We start from the raw sequence: 24,299 nt of genomic DNA on the forward strand, positions 1-24,299 counted from the left end.
AGTAGCGTAGATAATAATACAAGGAATAGATGATTTTTGCGGAAGCGGAAAGAGAGGACATCCTTGTATGAAAGCAACTGGCATTGTCCGTCGGATTGACGATCTTGGGCGGGTGGTTATTCCCAAAGAAATACGGCGCACGCTTCGTATACGTGAAGGTGACCCACTGGAAATATTCGTTGATCATGATGGTGAAGTGATTTTAAAAAAATATTCACCAATGAGTGAGCTTGGCGATTTTGCGAAGGAATATGCGGAGTCGTTAGCGGAAAATTCGGGTAAATTAACGCTAGTTAGTGATCGTGATGCAGTCATTGCGGTCGCCGGTGGTTCAAAAAAAGACTTTTTGGAAAGACGCTTACTGTCGGTTCCTGAAAAATCAATGGAACAGCGACAAACCATTTTAGAGCAAAATCGCGGAGAACCTTTAATGGAAGGACATGAAAATTTGTCCGGTCCCTATGTGATCGCTCCTATAATAGCTGGGGGCGACCCAATCGGGACTATTATTCTAATTGATAAGGATAAGAAACAGATGGGTGATATTGAGGTGAAGCTCGCAGAGACAGCAGCCGGCTTCCTTGGAAGACAAATGGAGCATTAACCACCACATACATGAAAAGAGGCGGAATCATCGCCTCTTTTTCGTTTGGGACTTGATAAGCCGCTTGGCGTGGGCGGTGATGATCATCAGTCAACGCGTGACTGCGACAGTGTCACAAATTCAAAACACCATGCGGGCAAGTTATGTTATAATCCTTTGTATAATTTAGGGAAAAGCGAGAGAATTTATGGGCAACGAAAAGACAGAAAGCCACCTAGTGTGGAGAGGCGCTGCAATTTTAACCGGCGCTGCTCTGCTTGTCAAAATATTGAGCGCGCTCTACAGGCTGCCTTATCAAAATCTTGCTGGTGATATCGGTTTCTATGTATATCAGCAAATCTATCCTTTTTACGCCTTGGCCGTTGCGCTAGGCAGTACAGGATTTCCGATCGTTATTTCGAAATATATGGCCGAAGCAAATGAAGGAGTTGGCATTAAGGCGTCTGTTCAGAGGCATGCGCTCATTGCCTTGCTCTTTCTATGCGGCTTATTTTTTGTTGGGCTGTTTTTCTTTGCGCGTCCGTTAACGACGATGATCGGTGATCGACATCTCACCGGATTGGTTCGTATTGCGGCAATGGCTTACTTATTTGTTCCAATTGTCGCCCTTCTGCGCGGCAACTTTCAGGGAGATAAGGAAAACATGCTGCCCACGGCCCTATCCCAGATTATCGAGCAGGCTGCGCGTGTCTGCTTTATCCTTGCTGCTTCATGGTACCTATTTGTCAATCAAGGAAGTGCTTATGAATTTGGAGCGGCGGCGACATCAGGCTCTGCACTTGCTCCGCTTGTCACGATCACAGTCCTGCTTTTCTTTCTACCTCAAAAAAGAGCATTCGTCCGCGACTTGTTCTCATTCTCCCGGGCAGTTGACTGGCGACTCGTCGGTACACTAATGATCAGCGGCTGCCTTTTTTCCGTTCTTGCAGTACCCTTGCTACCATTTCAACTAGTGGATTCGCTGACAGTGCTTCGGCTTTTGGATAAGCTTCATCTTGCCGATCCTCGAGCAGAGAAAGGGATCTATGATCGGGCTTACATACTTACCCAGTTCGGCATGATTGCTGCGACATCGTTGACAGCCGCAATTGTGCCCCGACTCGCACAGCTCGCCTCACTAAAAAAACGGCATGACTTTCAGATTGAAGCCACACTCGTGATAAAAGTAAGCCTGGCGCTTGGTGCGGCGGCAGCGGCAGGTCTTATTACGATCAGCCGTGAAGTGAACATCATGCTGTTTCGGAATGCCCAGGGGACAACGGCATTCGCCATTGCTGCGCTCACGATGCTGACACTATCCCTTCTTTTAACTGCCTCGGGTGTTTTAGAGGCGACCGGAAAACCATGGATTCCCATTTATTTTTTAATCATTGGTACGGGTGTCAAAGGTATCGGCAATTATTTGCTCGTTCCGCACTTTTCGATTGTCGGCGCGGCGATCGCAACCTGCGGGGGAACAGCTGCCGCCGCTGGGTTGAGTCTTTTCTATTTACGCCAAGCCGCATTAATGAAGCGCCTCGGGTGGAGGATTGGTATAAAATTAGCTGCCGCTATTACGGGTATGTGTATGATTGTGCTGCTGGGTAAAATGGTTATTAGCCATTTGACAAAATCACTGCCCGTGCGGCCGGCAGCAGCAATTATTGCTCTATCGGGAGCTGTTTTTGGCGGAATCACGTTTATTGCACTTCTTTATGTGCTGCGTTTTCTTGACGCTCAGGATGTGAAACGTTTGCCCAATCCGCGGCATAAGAGGCGTGAGCTTCCTTCGAGCAAGCAAGTCTAAAAGACAAGAAGCGATAGCGATAACTGTGATCAACAGTCAAGTTATGTTAAAATGAAAAAAATGATGGCAATGCAAATTTGGACGGGTTTGTTACGAATTGACTATTCTTACGGAGGGACACATTGATGAATAAAAATGAATTAATAAATAAAGTAGCGGAAAAGACAGGCATTTCGAAAAAGGAAACAGAGTCGGTCATAAACGAGGCTCTCGATCAGGTTATGGACACACTTTCTAAAGGGGAAAAGGCTCAATTTGTCGGGTTCGGAACGTTTGAAGTTCGACAACGAGCGAGCAGGACAGGCCGCAATCCGCAAACGGGAGAGACCATCACCATTCCTTCAACGAGTGTGCCCGGATTTCGAGCGGGAAATAAATTTAAGGATGCAGTGAAAAAATGAGATTGGACAAATACTTGAAAATATCCCGTTTAATAAAGCGAAGGACAGTAGCCAAGGAACTTGCCGATCAAGGGCGTGTCGACATTAATGGTCAGCCGGGCAAGGCCAGCTCCAATGTCGCCGTCGGCGATGTTCTGACGCTTCATTTCGGTCAAAAACCGATGACCGTCCGTATTTTGCTGCTCAAGGAAGTTGTCAAAAAAGAAGAAGCCGCTTCACTCTATGAAGTGGTTAATGAACAATCTGCAAGCAAATAAACCAAGAAAAAAACAAATGATATCAGCTCCCTTCCCAGGTTCTAAATGGGACAGCTTCCTCATAATGTATGGAAAAGAGGAGGGGAGTCCGATGAGTCAATTCTATTCGTCACAGATCCCAAGTAAAGACAAGCCGGTGCAAAATCAGAACATCATCGTGAAAGATCGGAAGTCAATCGAGATCACAGGTGTCAAGCATGTAGACAGCTTTGATCATGAAGAATTCCTTCTTGAGACGGTGCTGGGCTATCTTGCTGTACGGGGTTCAGGTCTGAAAATGCAAAATCTGAATGTTGAGCAGGGACAGGTATTGATTGAGGGTCAAATCATTGAAATCAGCTATCTGGACGATCAAGGCGGAGAAGCGAATAAAGGCTTCTTCAGCAAGCTGTTTCGATGACACTTGAAGAACAATATGTCTCGCTCATGCTGATGATTGCCATGGGTGTGTGGTTCGGCGCTTCTTTTTCGATCTATCAATATTTCGTGCACCCGAAAAAAGGACGCCGATGGATCTTGTTGATTTCAGACCCTCTCTTTTGGATTGTACAGGCCCTGCTGCTTTTTTCTTTGCTTTTGCCTGTTAACGAAGGACAACTGCGCTTTTACTATTTTTTAGGTATCCTGCTTGGTTTCGCGTGTTACAAAGCAATTTTAGAAAACGCTTTTATGCGATTGTTCGGCAGAATTATTGCCGCGATTGTCCGAGTGGGGCGTTTTACCGCAAAAACTGTCTATAATTTATTGATCTATCCGCTTTTTTTCCTATTGATGCTTGCGTATAGATTGTGTAGAATGACAGTAAACACCGTATTGAAAGTGGCACTCTTTCTGATTTCTATTCCTTTGAAAATTTTAAGAGGCGTGATTCGGCTGATCGTGCCGGATCAATGGCGGCTCTTTCTTATAAAGAAAAGGATACAAATCCAGCAGCAATTCGGGAAATGGGTGTCACGGTTCACAAGACGGAAATGATCGGAGGGGAACGAACGTATGGGAAGTGCCGGTGCGGAGCGAGTCACTCGGTTGCAGACGAACTATTTGCAATCGCATGAGATGAATGAAAAGAGAAAACGAAAACGGCGTAAGGGATTAATTCGGCGCCTAGTCGCTTTCTTCACTGTCTTCGCCTTGGTCTGCACATTCATGATTTCCTCTCTGATTTCGCAATCTCATCAACTTAATAGAGTCCTGCAAACAAAAGCAGGTCTTGCAAAGCAGTTGGATCAATCGAAGCTTCAAGCAGGTCAACTGAAGAAGCGTATTAAGCTGCTTCACGATAAGAAATATATTGGAGAGATTGCCAGACGCGATTACCTTTTATCAAATAAAGGCGAAATTATTTTTTCAAAACCCAATCACGACAAGGATTGACAGGCACTTTTTTTGCTATGTATAATAATATAATTAGTGATACTAATTTAGGAGGAAGCTTTTTTTTATGTCAATTGAAGCAGGCAGCAAGCTGAAGGGTAAAGTTTCAGGAATTACGAATTTCGGAGCCTTCGTTGATTTACCCGACGGGAAAACAGGGCTGGTTCATATCAGTGAGGTAGCGGATCGATACGTGAAAGATATTCACGATGTTTTGTCAGTTGGTGATGAAGTTACGGTTAAAGTGTTTCAGGTCGCTCCTGATGGAAAGATCGGTCTGTCTATCCGTAAAGCTGTCGATAAACCAAAGGCCGCACCGTCGTCATCGTCGAGAGGTCCAAGGCACGGTGGAGGAAAAAGATTTACAACACGCGCACCGAGTTTTGAGGACAAAATTTCCCAATATCTGAAAGATAGTGAGGATCGTCTTTCGACAATTAAGCGTCAGACAGAATCCAAACGTGGGGGACGCGGTGCAAGAAGAGGGTAAATGCGGCTTCTGAAAGTTTCCATATATAGATCAAAACAAACACTCAGGCTAAAGAGCTTGGGTGTTTTTTCTGCGTTTAGAACGAATAGAGCTTCTAGCAGATTTAGGTGTGTGTGCTCCTTGATCATTCGGGCCTTTAATCGACAGCCTGCACGTTCGAATGTCAATTTTGGATGAACATTAAGAAAGCCGTCGAAGTTTTTTTGAATACAAGCTCGCAATTCTGACAAATTATGAACGTCTACTATGCTTTAATGGATCATACAATCATAAGTTAAAAGGCGGCGAGCGATATGATTCAAAAATTTGGCAGTGTTGCTGCGGGCACTATTGATCCTTATGTGCATAAAGATCGAACGATTCAGACCGGATCACAACCAGGTCATTCCTTTCAGACATTTCTGCTAGGCGTACTGTTCCGAACGGATCTTTTTTTCTTGCTAGCCGGTTTCTTACTTGGACGAGCGGTGCTCATTACAAGCCTGACTCCGTTTATTTTGCCTTATTTTGCAACTGTATTCTGGATGAAGCGTAAGCGGAGATGGGCAGATTCACTAGCAGTATTGGCGGGAGGTCTGACGCTTTCTGTGGGACAAGCCTTTTACGCATTGTTAGCCTTGCTCGTTTTTCTGGCAGGACAGCGAATCATGCGTGCATTTCACCGAGTGCATGAAGAACGGTGGCTGCCGGCGCTTGTATTCATTGCCGGACTTTTGGTGCGGCTCTTGTGTCAGGCGGCATTCTCATTAACACTCGTATGGACAGATGTGCTGACGGCAGGTGCTGAAGCTTCGCTGGCCGCATTGGTGACGCTGATCTTCATGCAGAGCGTGCCGCTCATGTCGACGCGCGTCAATCATAAACTTTTTCGCAATGAGGAGATTATTTGTTTTGTCATTCTGATCTCGTCGGTAATCGCCGGAACAATCGGATGGCATATTTACGATGTGTCTGTCGATCATGTGCTTGCCCGCTATGCCGTGCTTCTGTTTGCATATGCCGGCGGTGCCGCGATTGGTTCAACTGTGGGGGTAGTGATCGGCTTGATTCTGGGCATGGCCAGTGTGTCCAGTCTCTATCAAATGAGTCTGCTCGCCTTCTCAGGAGTACTGGGAGGCTTGCTGAAGGAGGCTGGAAAAATAGGCGTTTCAGCTGGTTTACTCATTTCCACCTTGCTCATTGGCGTCTATGGAGGCGGTTACGCGGGACTTGGAAACGAGGTTATCGATTCAGTGGCGGCGCTCGTGTTGTTTCTATTGACTCCGAAACGTTTAATTAGACAAATGGCTTCCTTTATTCCCGGAACGCGCGAATATCAGGCAGAGCAGCAGCAATATGTCCGTAAGCTGCGGGATGTGACAGTCGGACGGGTGGAACAGTTTTCAGGACTTTTCCAAACGCTTGCGAAAAGCTTCTATCCGCCGGTGGAGGAAGAGACGCCGGATGATGAGCTGTTTCTAAGTAAAGTCACTGCGAAAACATGCCAGAACTGCTTCAAAAAAGAGTTTTGCTGGGTAAAGAACTTTGAGCAGACGCAGCATTTAATGCTTGAGCTGCGTGACGAATCTCGTCGCGGGAATCGGACGGAGGATGCGCGGCTTCACCGGATGTGGCGTGACCGGTGCTCAAAAGCGGACCGCACACTCGATGTCATTCGCCGAGAGCAGAGTCTAGCGGAATTACAGGAGAAAATGAGGCGAAATGTTAAAGAAAGCCGCCGACTCGTCGCAGATCAGCTTAAGGGTGTTTCCCAGGTTATGGGTGACTTTGCCAGTGAAATGAAGCGCGAACGCGGCTTACATGAGTGGCAGGAAGAGATGATACTGTCCAAATTGAATGGAGTCGGCCTTCACGTGGAGAGTATTGAAATCTATAATCTTGAATCAGGGGCTATTGATATTGAGGCAATTTTACCCAATGACAATTACGGCGCATGTGAGAAGGTTATTGCCCCATTACTTTCGGATATTCTTGGTGAAAGCATTGTGGTTGAGAAGAAGCAGGCCTCCGATCTTCCCGGCGGACCGAGCCGGGTCGTCTTTATTTCAGCAAGGGCCTTTGATCTTGAAACCGGTGTTGCAACAGCAGCGAGGGGCGGCGGAAGCATCTCAGGTGACAATTACTCACTTTTTGAAATCGGTTCAAAAAAATATGTGATGGCGATTAGCGATGGGATGGGGCATGGCGAACGTGCGGATATGGAAAGCAAAGACACGTTGCAGCTGCTTAAAAAAGTGCTGAAATCCGGTATTCATGAGACGCTGGCCATCAAGTCCATCAACTCAATTCTGTCGCTTCGCTCCACTGAAGAAATCTATGCGACCTTGGACTTGGCGCTGATTGATTTACAAAATGCGACATCGAAATTTCTGAAAATAGGATCAAATCCAAGCTTCGTCAAGCGTGGCGGACGAGTTTTCATGTTGGATGCGGAGAACCTACCCATCGGAATAATCCGAGATTTCGATGTAGATGTAAAGAGTGAACAGTTAAAGTCCGGTGATTTGCTGATCATGATGAGTGACGGAATCTTTGACGCACCGAAGCACATTGAGAATAAGGAGGCATGGGTGAAACGAAAAATAAAAGAATTGCAAACGAATGATCCTCAAGAAATTGCCGACTTATTGCTTGAAGAGGTGATTCGTGTGGGAGATGGTTGCATCAATGACGATATGACAGTCATTGCGGCTCGGATCAGCCACCACATTCCGGAGTGGTCTGCTTTTTCGACAGATCGAAGTGAGAAGCAATTTAGTCGTGCCGAATAATTGATTGACTATAGGGAACATTTTTTCAATAACTTTAGTGAATGGCAGGTCACTAGATTTGTGGCGCCTTTACTGCGTGAACTCCGGACACATCTGCGTGTTTTTCTGAATCTGGCGGGTATAGAAACTACTTTTCCTGTCCATCATAATGCTAGATTCAGGGAGGAGTTGAAAGGCTCGATGAAGAAAGGCACGTTAAAGCAAATTTTATTAATTACGGATGGATGTTCAAACGAAGGCGAAGATCCGATAGCGATGGCGGCACTTGCCCGAGAACAGGGGATTACAGTCAATGTTATTGGCGTGCTGGATCAGTATGATTCCGAAGACGGGCACGGTCTTCAGGAAGTGGAAGGAATTGCTCAGGCTGGCGGCGGAATCAGTCAGATTGTGCAGACCAAGCAACTGGCGCAAACCGTGCAAATGGTGACGAAGCAGGCGATGACTCAGACGATTAAAGGTGTGATCAATCGACAGCTTCAGGATATTCTAGGCGACGGGGAATCGGTAGAGGATCTGCCTCCGGAAAAACGCGGCAAGGTCATGGAAGTTGTTGATGAAGTTGGAGAAACCGCAGACCTTCACGTATGTATTCTTGTCGACACAAGTGCCAGCATGAAAAATAAGCTGCCAACTGTGAGAGATGCGTTGAAGGATCTGTCCTTAAGCTTATCTGCACGCATGGGTGAAAATCAATTTTGCCTCTACTTATTTCCCGGGAAAAAGAAATCAGTGCAGAAGGTCATTTCGTGGACACCGCAATTAGACAGCATTGAACGCACGTTCGACAAAATCAGTTCACATGGTATTACACCGACGGGTCCCGCTATTAAAGAAGCGGTAAGAGGTTTTGATTCCGTATCAAGAAAACGCGGGTTTTATGATGATGGTGATGAGGCTTATGATGACGGGCCAAGATAATTTGCGCTTCGCACCGGGAACGGTGGTTGTTGGAAAATGGCATCGAAACCGTTATCAACTGGTTAAATGGCTTGGGAGCGGCGCGCAAGGCACGGTGTACCTGGCTCGGGACGGCGCGCGTTCGATTGCGATAAAACTGGCGAAGGATCGTGCATCATTGATCTCAGAGGTCAATGTATTGAAACAGTTTGAAAAGCTCCAAGGGGATCCTTTGGGGCCTTCTTTATACGATAGTGACGACTGGTTAATAGGAGGCAGAACCATTGGCTTTTGTGCCATGGAGTATTTGGATGGCGTATCATTAGCTGAAGCGCTGAAGCGAAAACCGTTTGATTGGGCGCTTGTCTATATGCTTCAGCTGTTAAAACAGTTGAAGCAGTTGCATGAGACAGGTTATATTTTCGGTGATCTTAAGCCGGAAAATTTGATCTTAATGCACCCGGGCCATTCGATTCGATGTCTTGACTTTGGGGGGGCGACGCGAATCGGGCGATCAGTGAGAGAATATACAGAATTTTATGATCGTGGGTACTGGGGATTAGGCAGCAGGCGTGCGGAACCTAGCTATGATCTTTTTGCTTGCGTGATGATCTTAATCTATGCCGCAACGGGTAAACGAATGGAAAGGCTGAGCACGCCGCAACTGCAGTTGCGACAGCTCGTGAAGACGCAACCAAGGCTCATTCCTTTTCGTAGAGTAATGATGAATGCGCTGAATGGCAGCTATACAACTGCGGATCAAATGCGCCAAGAGCTTCTTCATGACATTATGGCTAACCAGCAAAACGAACCACATGTTGCAAAAGTCAGACACAGTCATAGAAGGCAACCCGCGAGCAATCACGAAACCTGGAAATCGGCCTGGATGGCTGCGTCCGTTGTGATATCTGCTTATATTCTTTTTGTCATTATTTACGTGATGTGATTTTTGGAGTATTGTGGACATACATTATAGGGTGACCTGTTTCAATATAAGGAGAAATCTGCGATGACATTTAACGAACAAGTGACACAATTTATCGACAGCCATCACTTGGTCCGTCCTAACTCCAAACTTGTACTAGGCGTTAGTGGCGGCGCTGATTCGATGGCGCTTCTCCATTTTTTTTATAGGAAACAAAAAGAGTGGATGCTTGCGCTTGCCGTTTGCTCCGTGGATCACCGACTAAGGGGCATGGACAGCACCGAGGATTTAAACTATGTTGCATCATTTTGTGCCGATCGGGATATCCTTTTTATTGGGAAAACAGTGGACGCGCGCTCATGGAGTCGTGAAAAAAAGATCAGTATTGAAACAGCGGCCCGCGCGCTGCGCTATCAGGCTTTCGCGGAGACAATGAAAGCGACGAATGCCGATGCCCTTGTATTGGCCCATCATGGTGACGATCAAATCGAAACCATGTTGATGCGGCAAGTCCGTGGAACAGTTGGGTTGGGAAGAGCAGGCATCCCCGTTCGGCGAGCTTTCGGGAGTAAGGAAATTATTCGACCATTTCTTTCGCAAACGAAGAAAGATTTGGAACGGTATTGCGCACAAAATGGCATTGTGCCGCGACAGGATGAAACGAATAATTCAGATGCGCACACGCGAAATCGTTTTCGTAAATATGTGCTTCCGTTTTTAAAAAAAGAAAATCCTTCCGTGCATCTCAAATTCCAATATGAGAGTGAACGCATCGCCGAAGATGAATCGCTGCTCGGACAAATGGCTGAGCAGCAGCTGGAAACGGTAACACTGGAAAAAGAAAAAACAAGATATGCGCTTTCAATCCCTAAGTTAATTGGCATTCATCCCGCTTTACAAAGACGGACAATTCATCTACTATTATGTTATCTCTACACAAGTCAACAGCTACAGCCATCGCATCAACCGATACATATTGAACAATTATTGCAGTTGTTGCGCTCCAATCGTTCCTCAGGGGCTGCGTTTTTCCCAATGGGGCTTACAGCAAGAAAATCATACGATCGCTGCTGGGTCGGGTTTATGCCGAATTTCGGTGGGATGAGTGAAAAAATAAAGATTGCAATTCCCGGACAAACCGAGTTCCCGTCCGGATATTTTGAAGCTGACTATGTGAAAGCGGATCATTTATCGAACGAATTGGGAAGGGATTGTTTCATCTTTGATGATGCGGCTGTTTCACTGCCGCTTTTTGTCCGAACGTTCCGCAATGGCGATCGAATGAGCCCCAATGGAATGGCAGGGTCACAAAAGATTCAGCGTATATTTATTAACGAGAAGGTTGACCGTAATCAAAGACTGATTTGGCCAATGGTTACGGACGCGAAAGACAATGTGCTGTGGCTGCCGATGCTGAAGCGGGCGGTGACACTTCCGTCGCCCCAAACTTCACAGGAAAAAAATTATTTGAAGCTTAAGTTTATACCGTTTGCTGGTTTTGGGAGGACACAGGCATGAAGGAAGACATTAAGGAAATATTAATTACCGAAGAAGAGATCCAAAATAAGGTGCATGAATTCGGCGCACTGCTTTCGAACGAATACGCGGATTCTTTTCCACTGGTTATCGGTGTTCTGAAAGGCGCGCTGCCCTTTATGGCGGATCTTATTAAAACAATCACAGTTCCGATTGAAATTGACTTTATGGATGTGTCCAGCTATGGAAACTCCACAGTGTCTTCAGGAGAAGTGAAAATTCTCAAGGATCTGGACACTTCAGTGGAAAACAGAGATATTCTGATAATTGAGGATATTATTGACAGCGGACTGACCCTGAGCTATTTGGTCGAATTGTTTAAGACCAGAAAAGCAAAATCAATCAAGATTGTGACGCTGCTCGATAAACCATCAGGAAGAAAATCGGATATCGCGCCTGATTTATCCGGATTTACCGTGCCCGATGCGTTTCTTATCGGTTATGGTCTTGACTATGCAGAGAAATACCGCAATCTTCCGTTTATCGGTGTCTTGAAACCTGAAATATACAAGGCATAAGAGCTCGATTGGTGGGAGACATTCGTCCTATTTAATCCGATTATCTACGGAAATGCAATTGGTTGAGCGGCAACAATCGTATGTGGTACTATAAAATATGATCTGTTTTTAGAGCGGGAGGAGGTAAGGCATGAATCGACTTTTCAAGAATATTATCATATATTTATTTATTGCTGTAGTCATCATTGGTATCGTCAGCTGGCTGACGGAAACAAATCGGACTGTAAAACCGATGACTTACAGTACTTTTCAATCCAATTTAACTGAAGGCAATGTAGATCAGCTGACCTTACAACCTGAAGGCAGTGTCTACGCGGCGACAGGACATTTAAAGAGCGCTGACAAAAATACGACATTTAAAGCGTATTTGCCTGCCAGTGACAAAGCGGTAAATCAGGTCACTGATCTAGCAAAGCAATCGAATTTGGATGTGAAACCGGCGGAACGGACAAGCGGATGGATTACATTCGTCACATCATTGATTCCGTTTGCGATTATTTTCTTCCTAATCTTTTTCCTTTTGAATCAGGCTCAGGGTGGCGGCGGCCGTGTGATGAACTTCGGCAAAAGCAAAGCCAAGCTGTATTCTGAGGATAAAAAGAAAGTTACGTTTAAAGATGTAGCAGGGGCAGATGAAGAGAAGCAGGAACTGGTGGAAATTGTTGATTTCCTAAAGGATCCGAGAAAGTTTGTTGCGCTTGGCGCGCGAATTCCAAAAGGTGTGTTACTTGAGGGACCTCCGGGTACAGGTAAAACATTGCTTGCGCGCGCGGTTGCCGGTGAGGCAGGCGTACCATTCTTCTCAATAAGCGGATCGGACTTTGTAGAGATGTTTGTTGGTGTCGGCGCGTCTCGTGTTCGCGATCTGTTTGACCAGGCCAAGAAGAATTCACCATGTATTATCTTTATTGATGAAATTGATGCAGTAGGACGTCAGCGTGGTGCCGGACTCGGCGGTGGTCATGATGAACGTGAACAGACGTTGAACCAGTTGCTGGTTGAAATGGATGGGTTCGGCGCAAATGAAGGAATCATCATTATTGCCGCAACCAACCGTCCGGACATCCTTGACCCGGCGCTCCTCCGTCCGGGACGCTTTGACCGCCAAATTCCGGTTAACCGTCCTGATCTTATCGGTCGTGAGGCTGTGTTGCGCGTTCACGCGCGCAACAAGCCGCTCGCAAAAGAAATTGACCTAAAGACTGTAGCCAAACTGACTCCCGGATTTTCCGGAGCGGATTTGGAGAACCTGCTCAATGAAGCGGCTCTTGTCGCTGCGAGAGCCAATAAAAAAGTGATTAACATGGAAGATATTGATGAGGCGGTTGAACGTGTAATCGCCGGCGTCGCCAAGAAATCACGGGTTGTTTCAAAGAAGGAACAAAACATTGTCGCCTACCATGAGTCGGGTCATACCATTATTGGCCTAGCACTTGAAGGTGCCGATGAAGTGCATAAAGTTACGGTCATTCCTCGTGGTCAGGCAGGCGGCTATACCGTCTCATTGCCGAAAGAAGACCGCTATTTCATGACCAAACCTGAGCTTCTTGAGAAAATTTGCGGGTTGCTCGGCGGCCGTGTTGCTGAAGAAATCACATTTGGAGAAATCTCAACTGGGGCGAGCAATGACCTGCAGCGCGTTACGGGCTTGGCACGTCGCATGGTAACTGAATTCGGAATGAGCGATAAGCTTGGTCCGATGCAATTCGGCAACAACGACAGCGGCCAAGTCTTCTTGGGACGCGATATTCAGAACGAACAGAACTACAGTGATGCAATCGCGTTTGAAATTGATCAAGAAGTGCAGCGTATTGTGAAAGCTGAATATGATCGATGCAAAAAGCTGCTTACCGAACATAAAGATAAACTAGAACTGATCGCCCAGACATTGCTCAAAGTGGAAACATTGGAAGAAGAGCAAATCAAATCACTTTATGAAAAAGGCGAATATATCGAACCAAGCAAGAGCCGCTACGCTTCTGAAAATGATGACAAGGAAGAAGCGTCTGCAGTTGCGCCAAGTGAACCGGCATCCGGATCGGATACTGAGGTTAAAGTGACGATCCATTCTAAAGATGAGGATTCAGTTCAACCAACTGTTGAGGCACCAAAGCCATCGGATGCAAATAAGGATGACGAACATAAGCTTTGATTGCATGATTGATTCACCATTTACAAAAAGAGGAGGCCTCTCCATATTAGGAGTGCCTCCTTTTTTTTTTAGGATATGAAAGCATATATTTTTCGGCAAAGCAAAAGGTTGTGAACCAAAGGCGGGTGGGAAACTCCTGCGGAGCGCCTGTGTTGATCGCAAACCAGGGGAGGATCCGCAATAGTAGCCTGTTCGAGGAGGCTCGCGGTGCGCCCGCGGCAAGCGAGTAACCGAAGTGTCGCTCAAGCTCAAGGTTGATGGATCAACGCCGTTTTCAGGGTAACAGCCAAGGATCGGGCGTTTTTTGCCCGGCTTTTCTCACAAGTTAAGAAAGTATATCGTTTTGCCTTTCCGGTACGACGATAAGGTCATAAGATTCGGTTGGGCGATCAGGTAAGCGCCTAATTTGAGAAATAAACGGAAAAACTCCGCTTAATTAGAAAATGAATGAAAAAATTGCTTAAATAGACGGAGAAATTCCGCTTATCGAATCGAAAAACGTGAAAATGGAGGGTTTTTCTGTGCATAAGCGGAAAAATTACCCTTATGTACCAGGGAACCAAGCGCCAGGATGCATATAACCGGAAAATCTCCGCTTATTTTACTCCGGCCGCGTTACTTAATTAAGGATCAAAATGATTCATGAACTAGAAATGTCTGTTCAAGACAAGGTTGATGATTCAAAATGGTATTTGGAGCGAAGGAGCTTTCAACTTAAAGGAGTTTTGTATCTAAACTTTAAAATAGGGAAAGGAACGATCGCAAACAGCAGAGGAGCTTTCGTATAAGGAACTTTCGCTAATTACGCATACGTCCTGTATGCAACGCGAAAGTCATCACATCCTGTGAAAGTACGTCCTGTATGCAACGCGAAATCCATCGCGTCCTGCGGAAGTAGGGACCGGCAGTGCCCGGTTTTTCTCATTGTATGGTTGTGAGAACATCCGGTGAAATGGTTGACGGCTTGGCGAACCAAGTTGTCTTAGTAAACGTTATGCCATGATCGGATTGCGAGACCGATTGAACAAACTGGAGGGAATAAAATGATCTTTGTTTGTGATGTTGGGAATACCCACATTGTTCTTGGTACTTATGATGGCGAAATTTTGACCAATCATTGGCGCATTTCGACGGATCGGGAAAAAACAGAGGATGAGTTCGGCATGCTGATCAACAATCTTTTTGCATATAGCAATCTCTCCTTTACAGACTTCAGCGGTGTGGTGATTTCGTCTGTGGTTCCGTCGATTATGTTTGCGCTTGAACGGCTATGCAAGAAATACTTTCATTTGAAGCCGATCGTGGTTGGTCCTGGTATCAAGACCGGACTTAATCTGAAATATGATAATCCAAGAGAGCTTGGTGCAGACTTGATTGTAAATGCGGTTGCCGCAGTAAATGATTATCAGGCGCCGATCATTGTTATTGACTTTGGTACAGCGACAACGTATTCCTATATTGATGAGCAAAAAGGCTATGTTGGCGGGGCAATTGCACCAGGGCTTGATATTGCGACTGAAGCACTTTATGAAAGGGCTTCAAAGCTCCCGAGAATTGAGATTGTGAAGCCGCCGCATATTGTCGGGCGGAACACGGTCCACGCGATGCAGTCCGGAGTGCTTTTCGGCTATGTCGGGCAGGTGGAAGGGATTGTTTCCCGTATGAAGAAGCAGGCCTCCTCGGAACCGGTAGTGGTTGCGACAGGCGGGCTTTGTTCGCTGATTTCACATGAGACTGATGTCATTGATCATGTGGATCCTTTACTTACACTCAAGGGGCTCTTTCTTATTTATCAACGTAATTTGTAAAAAGAAAGGAATGATCGGTATGAGCGACTATTTTATAAAAGCATTGGCATACGGCGACAGCCTTAGGGTTATCACATCAGTAACAACTGAAACGATCAAAGAAGCTCAGTCGCGCCATAAAACATGGCCGACAGCAACTGCCGCGCTTGGCCGGACAATGACTGCGACGATGATGATGGCCGCCCAAGAAAAAGGTGATGAAAAAATTACGGTCACAGTTCAGGGCGGTGGACCGATCGGGGCAATTGTTTCTGATGCGGATACCGAGGGTCAAGTGCGTGGGTATGTGACGAATCCTGAAGTTCATTTTGAATTGAATGCGCATGGGAAATTGGATGTGGCGCGAGCTGTAGGGAATACCGGTTTTCTCAGTGTCGTCAAGGATCTGGGACTTAGGGAAAATTTCACCGGAAGAGTGCCTATCGTCTCAGGTGAATTAGGTGAGGATTTTACGTATTACTTTGCGCGATCCGAGCAGGTACCGTCTGCAGTCGGCGTAGGCGTTCTGGTTAATCCGGATCAATCGGTGAAGGCAGCAGGGGGCTTTATCATTCAAGTGCTTCCCGGGGCAGAAGATGCCGTCATTGAAAAGTTGGAAGAAAGGCTGAAATCGATTCCGCCAATTTCTAAATTGATTGATGCTGGGCATTCTCCGAAACAGTTGTTGGATGACTTGTTTTCAGATGGAAACTACAGGATTTTGCAACAACATCCCGTGCACTTTCACTGTGGTTGCTCTAAAGAAAAATTCGGAAATTCCATTAAGGGTTTAGGAGCAAAAGAAATTCAAGCAATGATTGATGAAGACGGCGGCGCCGAAGTGACGTGCCAATTCTGTGAAACACAGTATCAATTCACTGCAGACGATTTAAGGGCACTGATTTTAAAGAAATAGTACAGGAGCTTGCCTGGGGGGCAAGTTCTTATTTTTTCTGTAGCGTATAACTAGCTGAATCCTACCGTATAGGTAATTAAGCATATGACGCATGATCATTAATATTTGACGGCGCAGTCGTTCACTGATAATATAGGATATAAATCATACATGATTACTAAGGATTTGAAGGAGGATGAATGATGACCGTTGCAAATTCGGTTACTGAATTGATCGGCAACACACCGATCGTTCGTTTAAACCATTTAACAGATGAGAACGACGCGGAACTTTACGCAAAGCTTGAATATTTTAATCCGGGCAGCAGTGTTAAGGATCGGATTGCCCTGGCGATGATCGAAACCGCTGAAAAAGAAGGCAAGCTGAAGCCTAATGATACAATCATCGAACCAACGAGCGGAAACACGGGGATTGGTTTGGCACTCGTCGCTGCAGTAAAAGGTTATAAGGCAATTTTGGTTATGCCGGAAACGATGAGCATCGAGAGACGTAAATTGTTTAAAGCATATGGCGCGGAAGTTATTCTGACTCCGGGAGCCCAGGCGATTAAAGGGTCAATTGCTAAAGCACAGGAATTGGCGAAGGAAAAAGGCTACTTCTTGCCGCAGCAATTTCAAAACCCGGCAAATCCACAGGTACATTATGAAACGACCGGTAAAGAAATCGCCGCAGCCTTTGATTCGCTGGACGCTTTTGTTGCCGGAGTCGGAACCGGTGGTACATTGAGCGGAAGCGGCAAAGCATTGAAAGAGAAATTTAAGGACATTCGCGTTTACGCGGTTGAACCGAAGGACTCACCGGTGCTTAACGGCGGAAAAGGCGGTCCACATAAGATCCAAGGGATTGGTACAGGATTTATTCCGGATACATTGGATACCGAAATCTACGACGAAGTCATCGATGTTGCTAATGAACAGGCGTTTGAGTATGCGCGCCTTGCAGGTAAAAAGGAAGGCGTGCTTGCCGGCATTTCAGGAGGCGCGGCAATTTATGGCGGTGTTCAGGTTGCTAAAAAGCTTGGCAAAGGCAAAAAAGTTGTTGTGATCGTCCCGGATAACGGCGAACGCTATTTGAGCACCCCGTTGTATCAAGTTGAGGAATAAGTGAATTTAAAGATAATTACTTGGAAAAGGTCTGAATTAGTCAGGCCTTTTTTTGTTGCGCTCGCTATGTTTTATAAAGCTCTAGGCAAAGCTATGGCAGTCATCTGTGTTATACTATTTTTATTAAACTGTGAATGATATTCGGGAGGATTAGACACCTGTGGGCAACTTTCAACTTTCCCCTTTTCATCTGATGAACGTAAGGGGCAGAACGCTGGATTATCGAAAAAAAACAGTGATTATGGGTATTTTGAATGTAACACCGGACTCTTTTTCCGACGGAGGACAATTCAACCATCTGGATCAGGCTGTGACGCATGCATTGCAAATGGAGCGTGACGGAGCCGACATTATTGATATTGGCGGGGAATCAACGCGTCCGGGGCATACGCCGGTGGACATGGAGCAAGAAATCGCACGAGTTATACCAATGATTCAGGCGATTCGCGCCCAGACGAGCATACCGATCTCAATTGATACTTATAAGGCGGAGACAGCTCGTCGCGCACTTGAAGCTGGAGCTGATATTATTAACGATGTTTGGGGTGCGAAGGCGGATTCCGATATGGCGAGAGTCGCCGCGGAGTATCAGGCGCCAATCATTCTCATGCATAATCGTGAAAACAATCGATATCAAGATATTATTGCAGATATGAAGAGCGATCTTCGAGAGAGCATTGAGCTTGCGCGAGAAGCAGGTGTTGCCCCTGAAAAAATCGTCCTCGACCCCGGTATCGGTTTTGCGAAAGATTACCAGCAGAATCTGTTTGTCATGAATCACCTTGAGGATTTTCATGAACTCGGCTATCCGCTCCTTCTGGGCACCTCGCGAAAAGGATTTATTGGTAAAACCCTGAATGTTACGGTGGATAAGCGCGTTGAGGGCACGGGGGCGACTGTATGCCTCGGTATTGCCAAGGGATGCCAAATCATGCGCGTCCATGACGTGCTTCAAATTGCTCAAATGGCGAAGATGATGGATACAATGCTGCAGGAGGACCATAGTGACAGACACAATTAATTTGAATCGCATGCAATTTTACGGGTATCATGGTGCACTCCCTGAAGAACAACGAATGGGCCAGCGTTTTGATGTGGATGTCACATTAAATTGTGATCTTTACCAGGCGGGAACGACCGATCAACTGGATCAAACCGTTAACTATGCGGAAATTTATATGCAAGTGAAAGAAATCGTTGAAGGTCATGCATGCAAATTAATTGAAACTGTTGCGGAAAAGATCGCTGAAACGATTCTGCTCAAGTTTTCAAAGGTCGAAAGCTGCCGTGTTAAAGTGATCAAGCCTAACCCGCCGATTGCCGGTCATTATGATTCAGTATCAGTCAAAATTGAACGTAACCGAACCGTTGCCTACCTCGGTCTTGGATCGAACATAGGCGATCGTGCCGGCTTCCTGAAACACGCGATCGAGGCGCTGCAGGCAGAACCAAGAGTACAGGTCGTACGCTGCTCGTCCATATACGAGACCGAACCCTATGGTCCAGTCGAGCAAAACGACTTTTTAAATATGATCGTGCAAATTGAAACGTTGCTCCCTTCCCTTGCGCTTTTGCGGTACATCCACAAAATAGAGACAGATCTGGAACGAGTAAGGGATGTGCACTGGGGGCCAAGAACAATTGATCTTGATCTCTTGGTCTATGGCCAAACGATTACGCAATCTGAAGAGCTGTCGCTGCCCCATCCTGAAATCACGCATCGTGCTTTTGTCCTCAAACCGTTTGCTGAGATCGCACCTCATTTGGTTGTTCCGGGAATCAACCGTTCAGTTATGGACTTGTGGCAAAATCTCAAAGGAGAAGAGGAAGTACGATTATGGAAAAAGAACAATGGGGAAGAAAAATTCGGGCTTTTCGAAAACTGAAGGGCTATACGCAAGCGGAACTTGCCAAGGAACTAGGTATTTCTCTCACTTTTTTAGGGGAAATTGAAAGAGAGAGCCGCGAACCCGAAACAGAGCTTGTTAGGAAAATTTGTGATAAGCTGTCCATATCTCTTCAAGAAATGAAGGAACTATAAGCGAAGAAAGGATGGTTTGATGCTGAAAATTGGTCCGATTGAGATGAATAATCGTGTGGTACTCGCTCCGATGGCAGGCGTCTGCAACGCCGCATTCCGCTTGATTGCAAAACGATTTGGTGCGGGGCTGGTGTGTGCCGAAATGGTTGCTGACCGCGGGATTATTCACCACAATCAGAGGACTCTGGATATGCTGTATATTGATGATCGTGAAAAGCCGCTCAGCTTGCAAATTTTTGGCGGTTCAAAAGAAACGCTTGTTCAAGCGGCAAAATATGTAGATAAGAATACAAATGCGGATATTATTGACATAAATATGGGCTGTCCGGTACCGAAAGTCACCAAATGCGATGCCGGATCAAGATGGCTGCTCGATCCCGATAAAATCTATGAGATGGTAGCGGCGGTGGTTGACGCAGTCGATAAGCCGGTGACGGTCAAGATGCGTAAAGGCTGGGACGATGACCATATCTATGCTGTACGTAACGCGCAGGCGGTCGAACGTGCGGGCGGGAGTGCAGTCGCGGTTCATGGCCGTACGCGTGTGCAAATGTATGAAGGAAATGCGGACTGGGACATTATCCGTCAGGTAAAAGAATCCGTTGGTATTCCTGTTATCGGCAACGGCGATGTCCGGACGCCTATGGATGCGAAACGGATGCTTGAGGAAACGGGCGTGGACGGCGTCATGATCGGGCGCGCCGCGCTTGGGAATCCATGGATGCTGTACCGGACAGTTAAATATCTAGACAGCGGGGTGTTGCCGCCTGAACCGACTGCCAAAGAAAAAGTGGATGTCTGTTTGATTCACTTTGATCAATTGGTAAAATTGAAAGGCGAGCACATTGCTTCATTGGAAATGCGCAAGCATGCTGCATGGTACGTGAAGGGTCTGCGCGGAGGCAGTGATGTGCGCAAGAAAATTAATCAGTGCGAGACGGGTGCTGATCTTCGTCAAGTACTTGTTGAATTTCGAGATGAGCTTGAATTCGATCTAGCACCTACTACGATATAAGGTTGACAGTGTTTTTTTATTTCTCTATAATTCGGTTAGATAACAAACTGCCGGGGTATTACTGGCAGTTTTATTTATAGGGTCTGTTCAAAAAGGAGGACAAAAAGAGCCGAGGTCAGGCAAATCGCCACATCCTGTGGCATGCCTGCACTACTCGTCCTGAGCGTCGAAGATCAAGGAAGCGCAGTTTTGAGCGCCAGAGCGTACTCTCACAGGATGTGATGACGTCAACATCACCTTTTCCCAGACTTTTTGAACACCCTCTTATACTATATATTTATTGAAATTTCTAAGGCTTATAGTATATAGGTAGTAGTTCGGTGAAGCGCCGTATCCTGGGGCTCACTGGGTAGTTGCGACGGCGGCTTTGCTGTTGTCGAGGGATGCAGCGAAGCCGAAGTTTTTAATAGAGTCTGTTCAAAAAGGAGGACAAAAAGGGCCGAGGTCAGGCAAATCGCCACGTCCTGTGGCATGCCTGACACTAGCCCGTCCTGAGCGTCGAAGATCAAGGAAGCGCAGTTTCGAGCTACCCGCGCGTACTTTCACAGGATGTGATGACTTCAACGTTGTGCACAAGGACGTGCATGGTATTAGTTGAAGATCCCCTGTTGATACGTGAGGAGCGGAGAAACAAGCTGACACAGAACTTCCGCAGGATGCGGTGACTTCTGCGTTTTGCACAGGACGTGCATGCTGTTAGCAGAAGATCCTCATTGCCTTTTTCCCGGACTTTTTGAACACCCTCTAATAGTGCAGATGTATTCGAGCTGCATCTTATTTAGAGCAAAAGCTCGATCCTGTGAATGAGTGTAATTCTGAATCATTATGGGATACGACTGGAGGTAGAAGGAAGAATGAGTCAGGAAGTGGATCTGACCGACCAGCTTCAAGCCAGGCGCGAGAAGCTGAAGGTTTTGATTGAGCAAGGTGTGAATCCTTTTGGCGGACGTTATAATCGGACGCATGATACAAAGAAAATCCGTTCTCTGTGTGCGGACACAACAACAGAAGAACTCGAAGAACAGGCAGTTTCTGTTGTTATGGCCGGCCGACTGATGGCAAAAAGACGCAAAGGAAAAGCGGGTTTTGCCGATATTCAGGATTTCAGCGGCAGAATCCAGCTGTATATTCGCAAGGATGCTGTGGGCGAAGAACAATATGAAATTTTTAAGCATATTGATATTGGCGACTTCGTTGGTGTTGAAGGCACTGTGTTTAAAACCCATGTAGGCGAATTGTCGATTAAAGTGAGCAAATTCAGCATACTCTCCAAAGCGATGCGGCCGTTGCCTGACAAATTTCACGGCTTAAAAGATGTTGAACAGCGCTATCGTCAGCGCTATTTGGATCTTATCGTGAACCCTGAAGTTAAGGAAACATTTATCCTAAGGAGCAAGATCGTCAAAGCGATTCGCGATCAGCTGGATGGACAAGGTTATCTAGAAGTTGAGACTCCGACCATGCACTCGATACCAGGCGGTGCTGCTGCCCGCCCGTTCATTACGCATCACAATGCTTTGGACATGGATCTTTACATGCGCATCGCGATTGAGCTGCACCTGAAACGATTAATTATCGGCGGCCTCGAAAAGGTTTATGAAATTGGCCGTGTTTATCGAAATGAAGGTGTCTCGACGAAGCACAATCCTGAATTTACGATGATGGAACTTTATACAGCGTATCAGGACTTACGCGACGTGATGGAATTAACCGAGAACTTGATTTCTTCCGTAGCCGAAAAAGTGCTTGGTACAACTGAGATTACGTATGGTGATGTAAAAGTTGAACTGAAGCCGCGCTGGCGCCGTGTTCATATGGTTGACGCGATTAAAGAACAGACCGGAGTCGATCTGTGGCCGGAAATGACTGACGAAGAAGCACGACAGCTGGCTGCTGATAATGGTGTCTCTGTAAAGGGCGACATGACATATGGCCATGTAGTTAATGAATTTTTCGAGCAAAAAGTTGAAGAAACACTTATTCAGCCGACTTTCGTATATGGTCATCCGGTCGTGATCTCTCCGCTCGCTAAGAAGGATCCAAACGATGCACGATTCAGCGACCGCTTTGAGCTATTTATCGTCGGTAGAGAACATGCCAACGCATTTAGCGAATTGAACGATCCGATTGATCAACGGGAACGTTTTGAAGACCAGATGCGCGAGCGAGAAGCCGGCAATGATGAAGCACAAATTATTGACGAAGATTTTCTGGAAGCGATGGAGTACGGCATGCCGCCTACCGGTGGGCTTGGCATCGGTATCGACCGCCTGATCATGCTCCTGACCGATTCAGCGTCGATTCGTGATGTACTGCTCTTCCCGCAAATGAGAAAAAAAGATTAAATTTGAATGGATCAACAAAGACCTGTCTGCTCGTAAGTATTGAGCAGGCGGGTCTTTTGTGTTATTGAAACAGTCATGGCACGCTTAATGAGGTAGGGCACTGCCTTCGTGCCATATGCCCTGAAATGTAGACGTGAGATGCGCAACAACCTGTATGAAAAAATTACAGATAGGCGGTCACCTGCTAAATCAGGACAGCAGCCAAGTTTGAGGTTAAACCGAACCCGTGGGAGAGAGTTAGACCGAAGAGAGGAAAAGTTGAACCAAACCCATGGAAAGTTCAACCTAAGAGAGGAACAGTTAAACCTAACGAGTGAAAAGTTGAACTCAATCCCCTGAAAGTTCAACCCAAGAGAGAAAAAGTAGCGAAAGACATTAAAGTTGTAATGAAGGCATCAAAAATCGTAACGAATTCTAGACTCGTAACAAACCGTGAAAAAGTAGTAACGAATGAACCCAAAGTAGTAACGAACTCATGGAAAGTAGTAACGAATTCTCAGATTCGTAACGAACTCACAGAAAGTAGTAGCGAATTCCCAAACTCGTATCGAACCGAAGGAAAATCGTAACGAACGACGCAGCAAAGTCGTAACGAATTTGCTGCGCCGTTCGTCTCAACCATTTCGTTAATTAGAAAGATTAAAGATGAATTTTTCGCTTAGAAAATGATTAAAATCAATTTGTAAATCATTCAGTATCTGAAGGTGCTGAGACGTCTTGTACCGCTTGAATGGGTATCCGTTGTTTCGGTTATTTAAAAATTATTATTTCTTAAGCGAAGCGATTTGAATCTAGAGAGTGGTAAAAGGGAGAAAGTACGATTGTCTTGATTTTAATAAATGTAAAGGTACATTACGGATTATAGATTTCTTGTTGACAAATGTGTCGAATGCTGATAATATTTTCATGTTGCTGGACAAGATGTTACTTGTTGTTGACATATTGTTTCAGCCTATGTATAATAAGAAAGATCGTTTTTGCGGTTATGAAAACATTATTTATTAAGAAATTAATTGATTGTTAATTTGTTGTTGACATGGTATTGATTTCTTGGTAAGATAGTCAAGTCGCTTCAAGAGCGATCGAGAATGTTCCTTGAAAACTAAACAAAAGCCAAGCGTGATTTAAAAAGGGTTTAACCCCTGATAAATTCAAATTGCTATGGATCTTATGAACGAAAAAGCAAGGCTGGACTTAGGTCCGGCGTTAAGCAAGACACTTTTTGGAGAGTTTGATCCTGGCTCAGGACGAACGCTGGCGGCGTGCCTAATACATGCAAGTCGAGCGCATTGAAGGGAGCTTGCTCCCGGATGTGAGCGGCGGATGGGTGAGTAACACGTGGGTAACCTGCCTGTCAGATTGGGATAACTGTGGGAAA

The 24,299-nt window shown here is 45.9% G+C and carries 21 protein-coding genes, 1 rRNA gene and 2 pseudogenes; all 24 read left to right on the plus strand.

What is annotated here, in order from left to right; all coding sequences use genetic code 11:
• Nucleotides 1–67: 67 nt before the first annotated feature.
• The gene (gene spoVT / locus BM003_RS13280; RefSeq protein ID WP_093673881.1) at nucleotides 68–604 is read left to right on the plus strand and encodes a stage V sporulation protein T; all 537 of its coding nucleotides are present in this window, start codon (nucleotides 68–70) and stop codon (nucleotides 602–604) included.
• Between the two features lie 187 nt (nucleotides 605–791).
• Nucleotides 792–2,390 carry an oligosaccharide flippase family protein gene (locus tag BM003_RS13285; RefSeq protein WP_093673883.1) on the plus strand — a complete coding sequence of 533 codons (1,599 nt, stop codon included), beginning with the start codon at nucleotides 792–794 and terminating at the stop codon, nucleotides 2,388–2,390.
• Between the two features lie 125 nt (nucleotides 2,391–2,515).
• On the plus strand, nucleotides 2,516–2,791 hold the full coding sequence (locus BM003_RS13290) for an HU family DNA-binding protein (protein ID WP_093673885.1): 276 nt from the start codon (nucleotides 2,516–2,518) through the stop codon (nucleotides 2,789–2,791).
• Nucleotides 2,788–3,048, plus strand: a complete 261-nt coding sequence (locus BM003_RS13295; RefSeq protein WP_093673887.1) for an RNA-binding S4 domain-containing protein — start codon at nucleotides 2,788–2,790, stop codon at nucleotides 3,046–3,048. Before BM003_RS13290 ends, BM003_RS13295 begins: the two co-directional genes overlap by 4 nt.
• Before the next feature lie 91 nt (nucleotides 3,049–3,139).
• Nucleotides 3,140–3,448, plus strand: coding sequence for a sporulation protein YabP (gene yabP, locus BM003_RS13300; protein WP_093673888.1), 309 nt, complete (start codon nucleotides 3,140–3,142; stop codon nucleotides 3,446–3,448).
• Nucleotides 3,445–4,023: a spore cortex biosynthesis protein YabQ gene (gene yabQ, locus BM003_RS13305; RefSeq protein WP_093673890.1), complete on the plus strand. Its 579-nt coding sequence runs from the start codon at nucleotides 3,445–3,447 to the stop codon at nucleotides 4,021–4,023. The genes yabP and yabQ overlap by 4 nt, the downstream gene beginning before the upstream one ends.
• Before the next feature lie 18 nt (nucleotides 4,024–4,041).
• Entirely contained in the window at nucleotides 4,042–4,422 is a 381-nt protein-coding gene (locus BM003_RS13310) for an FtsB family cell division protein (RefSeq protein WP_093673892.1), read from the plus strand.
• 67 nt (nucleotides 4,423–4,489) lie between these two features.
• On the plus strand, nucleotides 4,490–4,912 hold the full coding sequence (locus tag BM003_RS13315) for a S1 domain-containing RNA-binding protein (protein ID WP_093673894.1): 423 nt from the start codon (nucleotides 4,490–4,492) through the stop codon (nucleotides 4,910–4,912).
• Between the two features lie 293 nt (nucleotides 4,913–5,205).
• Entirely contained in the window at nucleotides 5,206–7,683 is a 2,478-nt protein-coding gene (spoIIE, locus tag BM003_RS13320; protein WP_177184794.1) for a stage II sporulation protein E, read from the plus strand.
• 180 nt (nucleotides 7,684–7,863) lie between these two features.
• Entirely contained in the window at nucleotides 7,864–8,604 is a 741-nt protein-coding gene (locus BM003_RS13325) for a VWA domain-containing protein (protein ID WP_093673896.1), read from the plus strand.
• Entirely contained in the window at nucleotides 8,588–9,529 is a 942-nt protein-coding gene (locus tag BM003_RS13330) for a protein kinase domain-containing protein (protein ID WP_245734274.1), read from the plus strand. Before BM003_RS13325 ends, BM003_RS13330 begins: the two co-directional genes overlap by 17 nt.
• Before the next feature lie 63 nt (nucleotides 9,530–9,592).
• Nucleotides 9,593–11,026: a tRNA lysidine(34) synthetase TilS gene (gene tilS, locus BM003_RS13335; protein ID WP_093673900.1), complete on the plus strand. Its 1,434-nt coding sequence runs from the start codon at nucleotides 9,593–9,595 to the stop codon at nucleotides 11,024–11,026.
• Nucleotides 11,023–11,562 carry a hypoxanthine phosphoribosyltransferase gene (gene hpt / locus BM003_RS13340; RefSeq protein ID WP_093673902.1) on the plus strand — a complete coding sequence of 180 codons (540 nt, stop codon included), beginning with the start codon at nucleotides 11,023–11,025 and terminating at the stop codon, nucleotides 11,560–11,562. Before tilS ends, hpt begins: the two co-directional genes overlap by 4 nt.
• A gap of 130 nt (nucleotides 11,563–11,692) precedes the next feature.
• Entirely contained in the window at nucleotides 11,693–13,714 is a 2,022-nt protein-coding gene (gene ftsH, locus BM003_RS13345; protein WP_093673904.1) for an ATP-dependent zinc metalloprotease FtsH, read from the plus strand.
• A gap of 1,043 nt (nucleotides 13,715–14,757) precedes the next feature.
• The gene (locus BM003_RS13350) at nucleotides 14,758–15,522 is read left to right on the plus strand and encodes a type III pantothenate kinase (RefSeq protein ID WP_093673906.1); all 765 of its coding nucleotides are present in this window, start codon (nucleotides 14,758–14,760) and stop codon (nucleotides 15,520–15,522) included.
• A gap of 19 nt (nucleotides 15,523–15,541) precedes the next feature.
• Nucleotides 15,542–16,417 (plus strand): Hsp33 family molecular chaperone HslO, encoded by an 876-nt coding sequence (hslO, locus tag BM003_RS13355; protein ID WP_093673908.1) that lies wholly within the window; start codon nucleotides 15,542–15,544, stop codon nucleotides 16,415–16,417.
• 179 nt (nucleotides 16,418–16,596) lie between these two features.
• Entirely contained in the window at nucleotides 16,597–17,520 is a 924-nt protein-coding gene (gene cysK / locus BM003_RS13360) for a cysteine synthase A (RefSeq protein WP_177184795.1), read from the plus strand.
• A 193-nt stretch (nucleotides 17,521–17,713) separates the two neighbouring features.
• Nucleotides 17,714–18,541, plus strand: a complete 828-nt coding sequence (gene folP / locus BM003_RS13365) for a dihydropteroate synthase (RefSeq protein WP_093673921.1) — start codon at nucleotides 17,714–17,716, stop codon at nucleotides 18,539–18,541.
• Nucleotides 18,542–18,551: 10 nt separating this feature from the next.
• Nucleotides 18,552–18,887, plus strand: a pseudogene (gene folB / locus BM003_RS17965) (dihydroneopterin aldolase); the annotation flags it as partial.
• A 15-nt stretch (nucleotides 18,888–18,902) separates the two neighbouring features.
• Nucleotides 18,903–19,406, plus strand: a pseudogene (gene folK, locus BM003_RS17970) (2-amino-4-hydroxy-6-hydroxymethyldihydropteridine diphosphokinase); the annotation flags it as partial.
• On the plus strand, nucleotides 19,358–19,561 hold the full coding sequence (locus BM003_RS13375) for a helix-turn-helix domain-containing protein (protein WP_093673913.1): 204 nt from the start codon (nucleotides 19,358–19,360) through the stop codon (nucleotides 19,559–19,561). The pseudogene folK and the gene BM003_RS13375, both read left to right, overlap by 49 nt.
• Before the next feature lie 19 nt (nucleotides 19,562–19,580).
• On the plus strand, nucleotides 19,581–20,576 hold the full coding sequence (gene dusB / locus BM003_RS13380) for a tRNA dihydrouridine synthase DusB (RefSeq protein WP_093673915.1): 996 nt from the start codon (nucleotides 19,581–19,583) through the stop codon (nucleotides 20,574–20,576).
• A gap of 854 nt (nucleotides 20,577–21,430) precedes the next feature.
• A complete protein-coding gene (gene lysS / locus BM003_RS13385; RefSeq protein WP_093673917.1) occupies nucleotides 21,431–22,921 on the plus strand; it encodes a lysine--tRNA ligase in 1,491 nt (496 codons plus the stop codon).
• Nucleotides 22,922–24,140: 1,219 nt separating this feature from the next.
• Nucleotides 24,141–24,299: ribosomal RNA gene (locus tag BM003_RS13390) — 16S ribosomal RNA — on the plus strand; the annotation flags it as partial.

The sequence above is a fragment of the Sporolactobacillus nakayamae genome (genome assembly GCF_900113325.1).
GTDB lineage: Bacteria > Bacillota > Bacilli > Bacillales > Sporolactobacillaceae > Sporolactobacillus > Sporolactobacillus nakayamae.

Bases quoted from the DNA above. Each gene is read 5' to 3' on its own strand.
- lysS (WP_093673917.1), top strand. From the start codon at position 21,431: ATGAGTCAGGAAGTGGATCTGACCGACCAGCTTCAAGCCAGGCGCGAG.
- spoVT (WP_093673881.1), top strand. From the start codon at position 68: ATGAAAGCAACTGGCATTGTCCGTCGGATTGACGATCTTGGGCGGGTG.
- yabQ (WP_093673890.1), top strand. From the start codon at position 3,445: ATGACACTTGAAGAACAATATGTCTCGCTCATGCTGATGATTGCCATG.
- BM003_RS13290 (WP_093673885.1), top strand. From the start codon at position 2,516: ATGAATAAAAATGAATTAATAAATAAAGTAGCGGAAAAGACAGGCATT.
- cysK (WP_177184795.1), top strand. From the start codon at position 16,597: ATGATGACCGTTGCAAATTCGGTTACTGAATTGATCGGCAACACACCG.
- BM003_RS13285 (WP_093673883.1), top strand. From the start codon at position 792: ATGGGCAACGAAAAGACAGAAAGCCACCTAGTGTGGAGAGGCGCTGCA.
- BM003_RS13375 (WP_093673913.1), top strand. From the start codon at position 19,358: ATGGAAAAAGAACAATGGGGAAGAAAAATTCGGGCTTTTCGAAAACTG.
- yabP (WP_093673888.1), top strand. From the start codon at position 3,140: ATGAGTCAATTCTATTCGTCACAGATCCCAAGTAAAGACAAGCCGGTG.
- folP (WP_093673921.1), top strand. From the start codon at position 17,714: ATGAACGTAAGGGGCAGAACGCTGGATTATCGAAAAAAAACAGTGATT.
- BM003_RS13350 (WP_093673906.1), top strand. From the start codon at position 14,758: ATGATCTTTGTTTGTGATGTTGGGAATACCCACATTGTTCTTGGTACT.
- BM003_RS13315 (WP_093673894.1), top strand. From the start codon at position 4,490: ATGTCAATTGAAGCAGGCAGCAAGCTGAAGGGTAAAGTTTCAGGAATT.
- ftsH (WP_093673904.1), top strand. From the start codon at position 11,693: ATGAATCGACTTTTCAAGAATATTATCATATATTTATTTATTGCTGTA.
- dusB (WP_093673915.1), top strand. From the start codon at position 19,581: ATGCTGAAAATTGGTCCGATTGAGATGAATAATCGTGTGGTACTCGCT.
- tilS (WP_093673900.1), top strand. From the start codon at position 9,593: ATGACATTTAACGAACAAGTGACACAATTTATCGACAGCCATCACTTG.
- BM003_RS13310 (WP_093673892.1), top strand. From the start codon at position 4,042: ATGGGAAGTGCCGGTGCGGAGCGAGTCACTCGGTTGCAGACGAACTAT.
- BM003_RS13330 (WP_245734274.1), top strand. From the start codon at position 8,588: ATGACGGGCCAAGATAATTTGCGCTTCGCACCGGGAACGGTGGTTGTT.
- hpt (WP_093673902.1), top strand. From the start codon at position 11,023: ATGAAGGAAGACATTAAGGAAATATTAATTACCGAAGAAGAGATCCAA.
- hslO (WP_093673908.1), top strand. From the start codon at position 15,542: ATGAGCGACTATTTTATAAAAGCATTGGCATACGGCGACAGCCTTAGG.
- BM003_RS13295 (WP_093673887.1), top strand. From the start codon at position 2,788: ATGAGATTGGACAAATACTTGAAAATATCCCGTTTAATAAAGCGAAGG.
- BM003_RS13325 (WP_093673896.1), top strand. From the start codon at position 7,864: ATGAAGAAAGGCACGTTAAAGCAAATTTTATTAATTACGGATGGATGT.
- spoIIE (WP_177184794.1), top strand. From the start codon at position 5,206: ATGATTCAAAAATTTGGCAGTGTTGCTGCGGGCACTATTGATCCTTAT.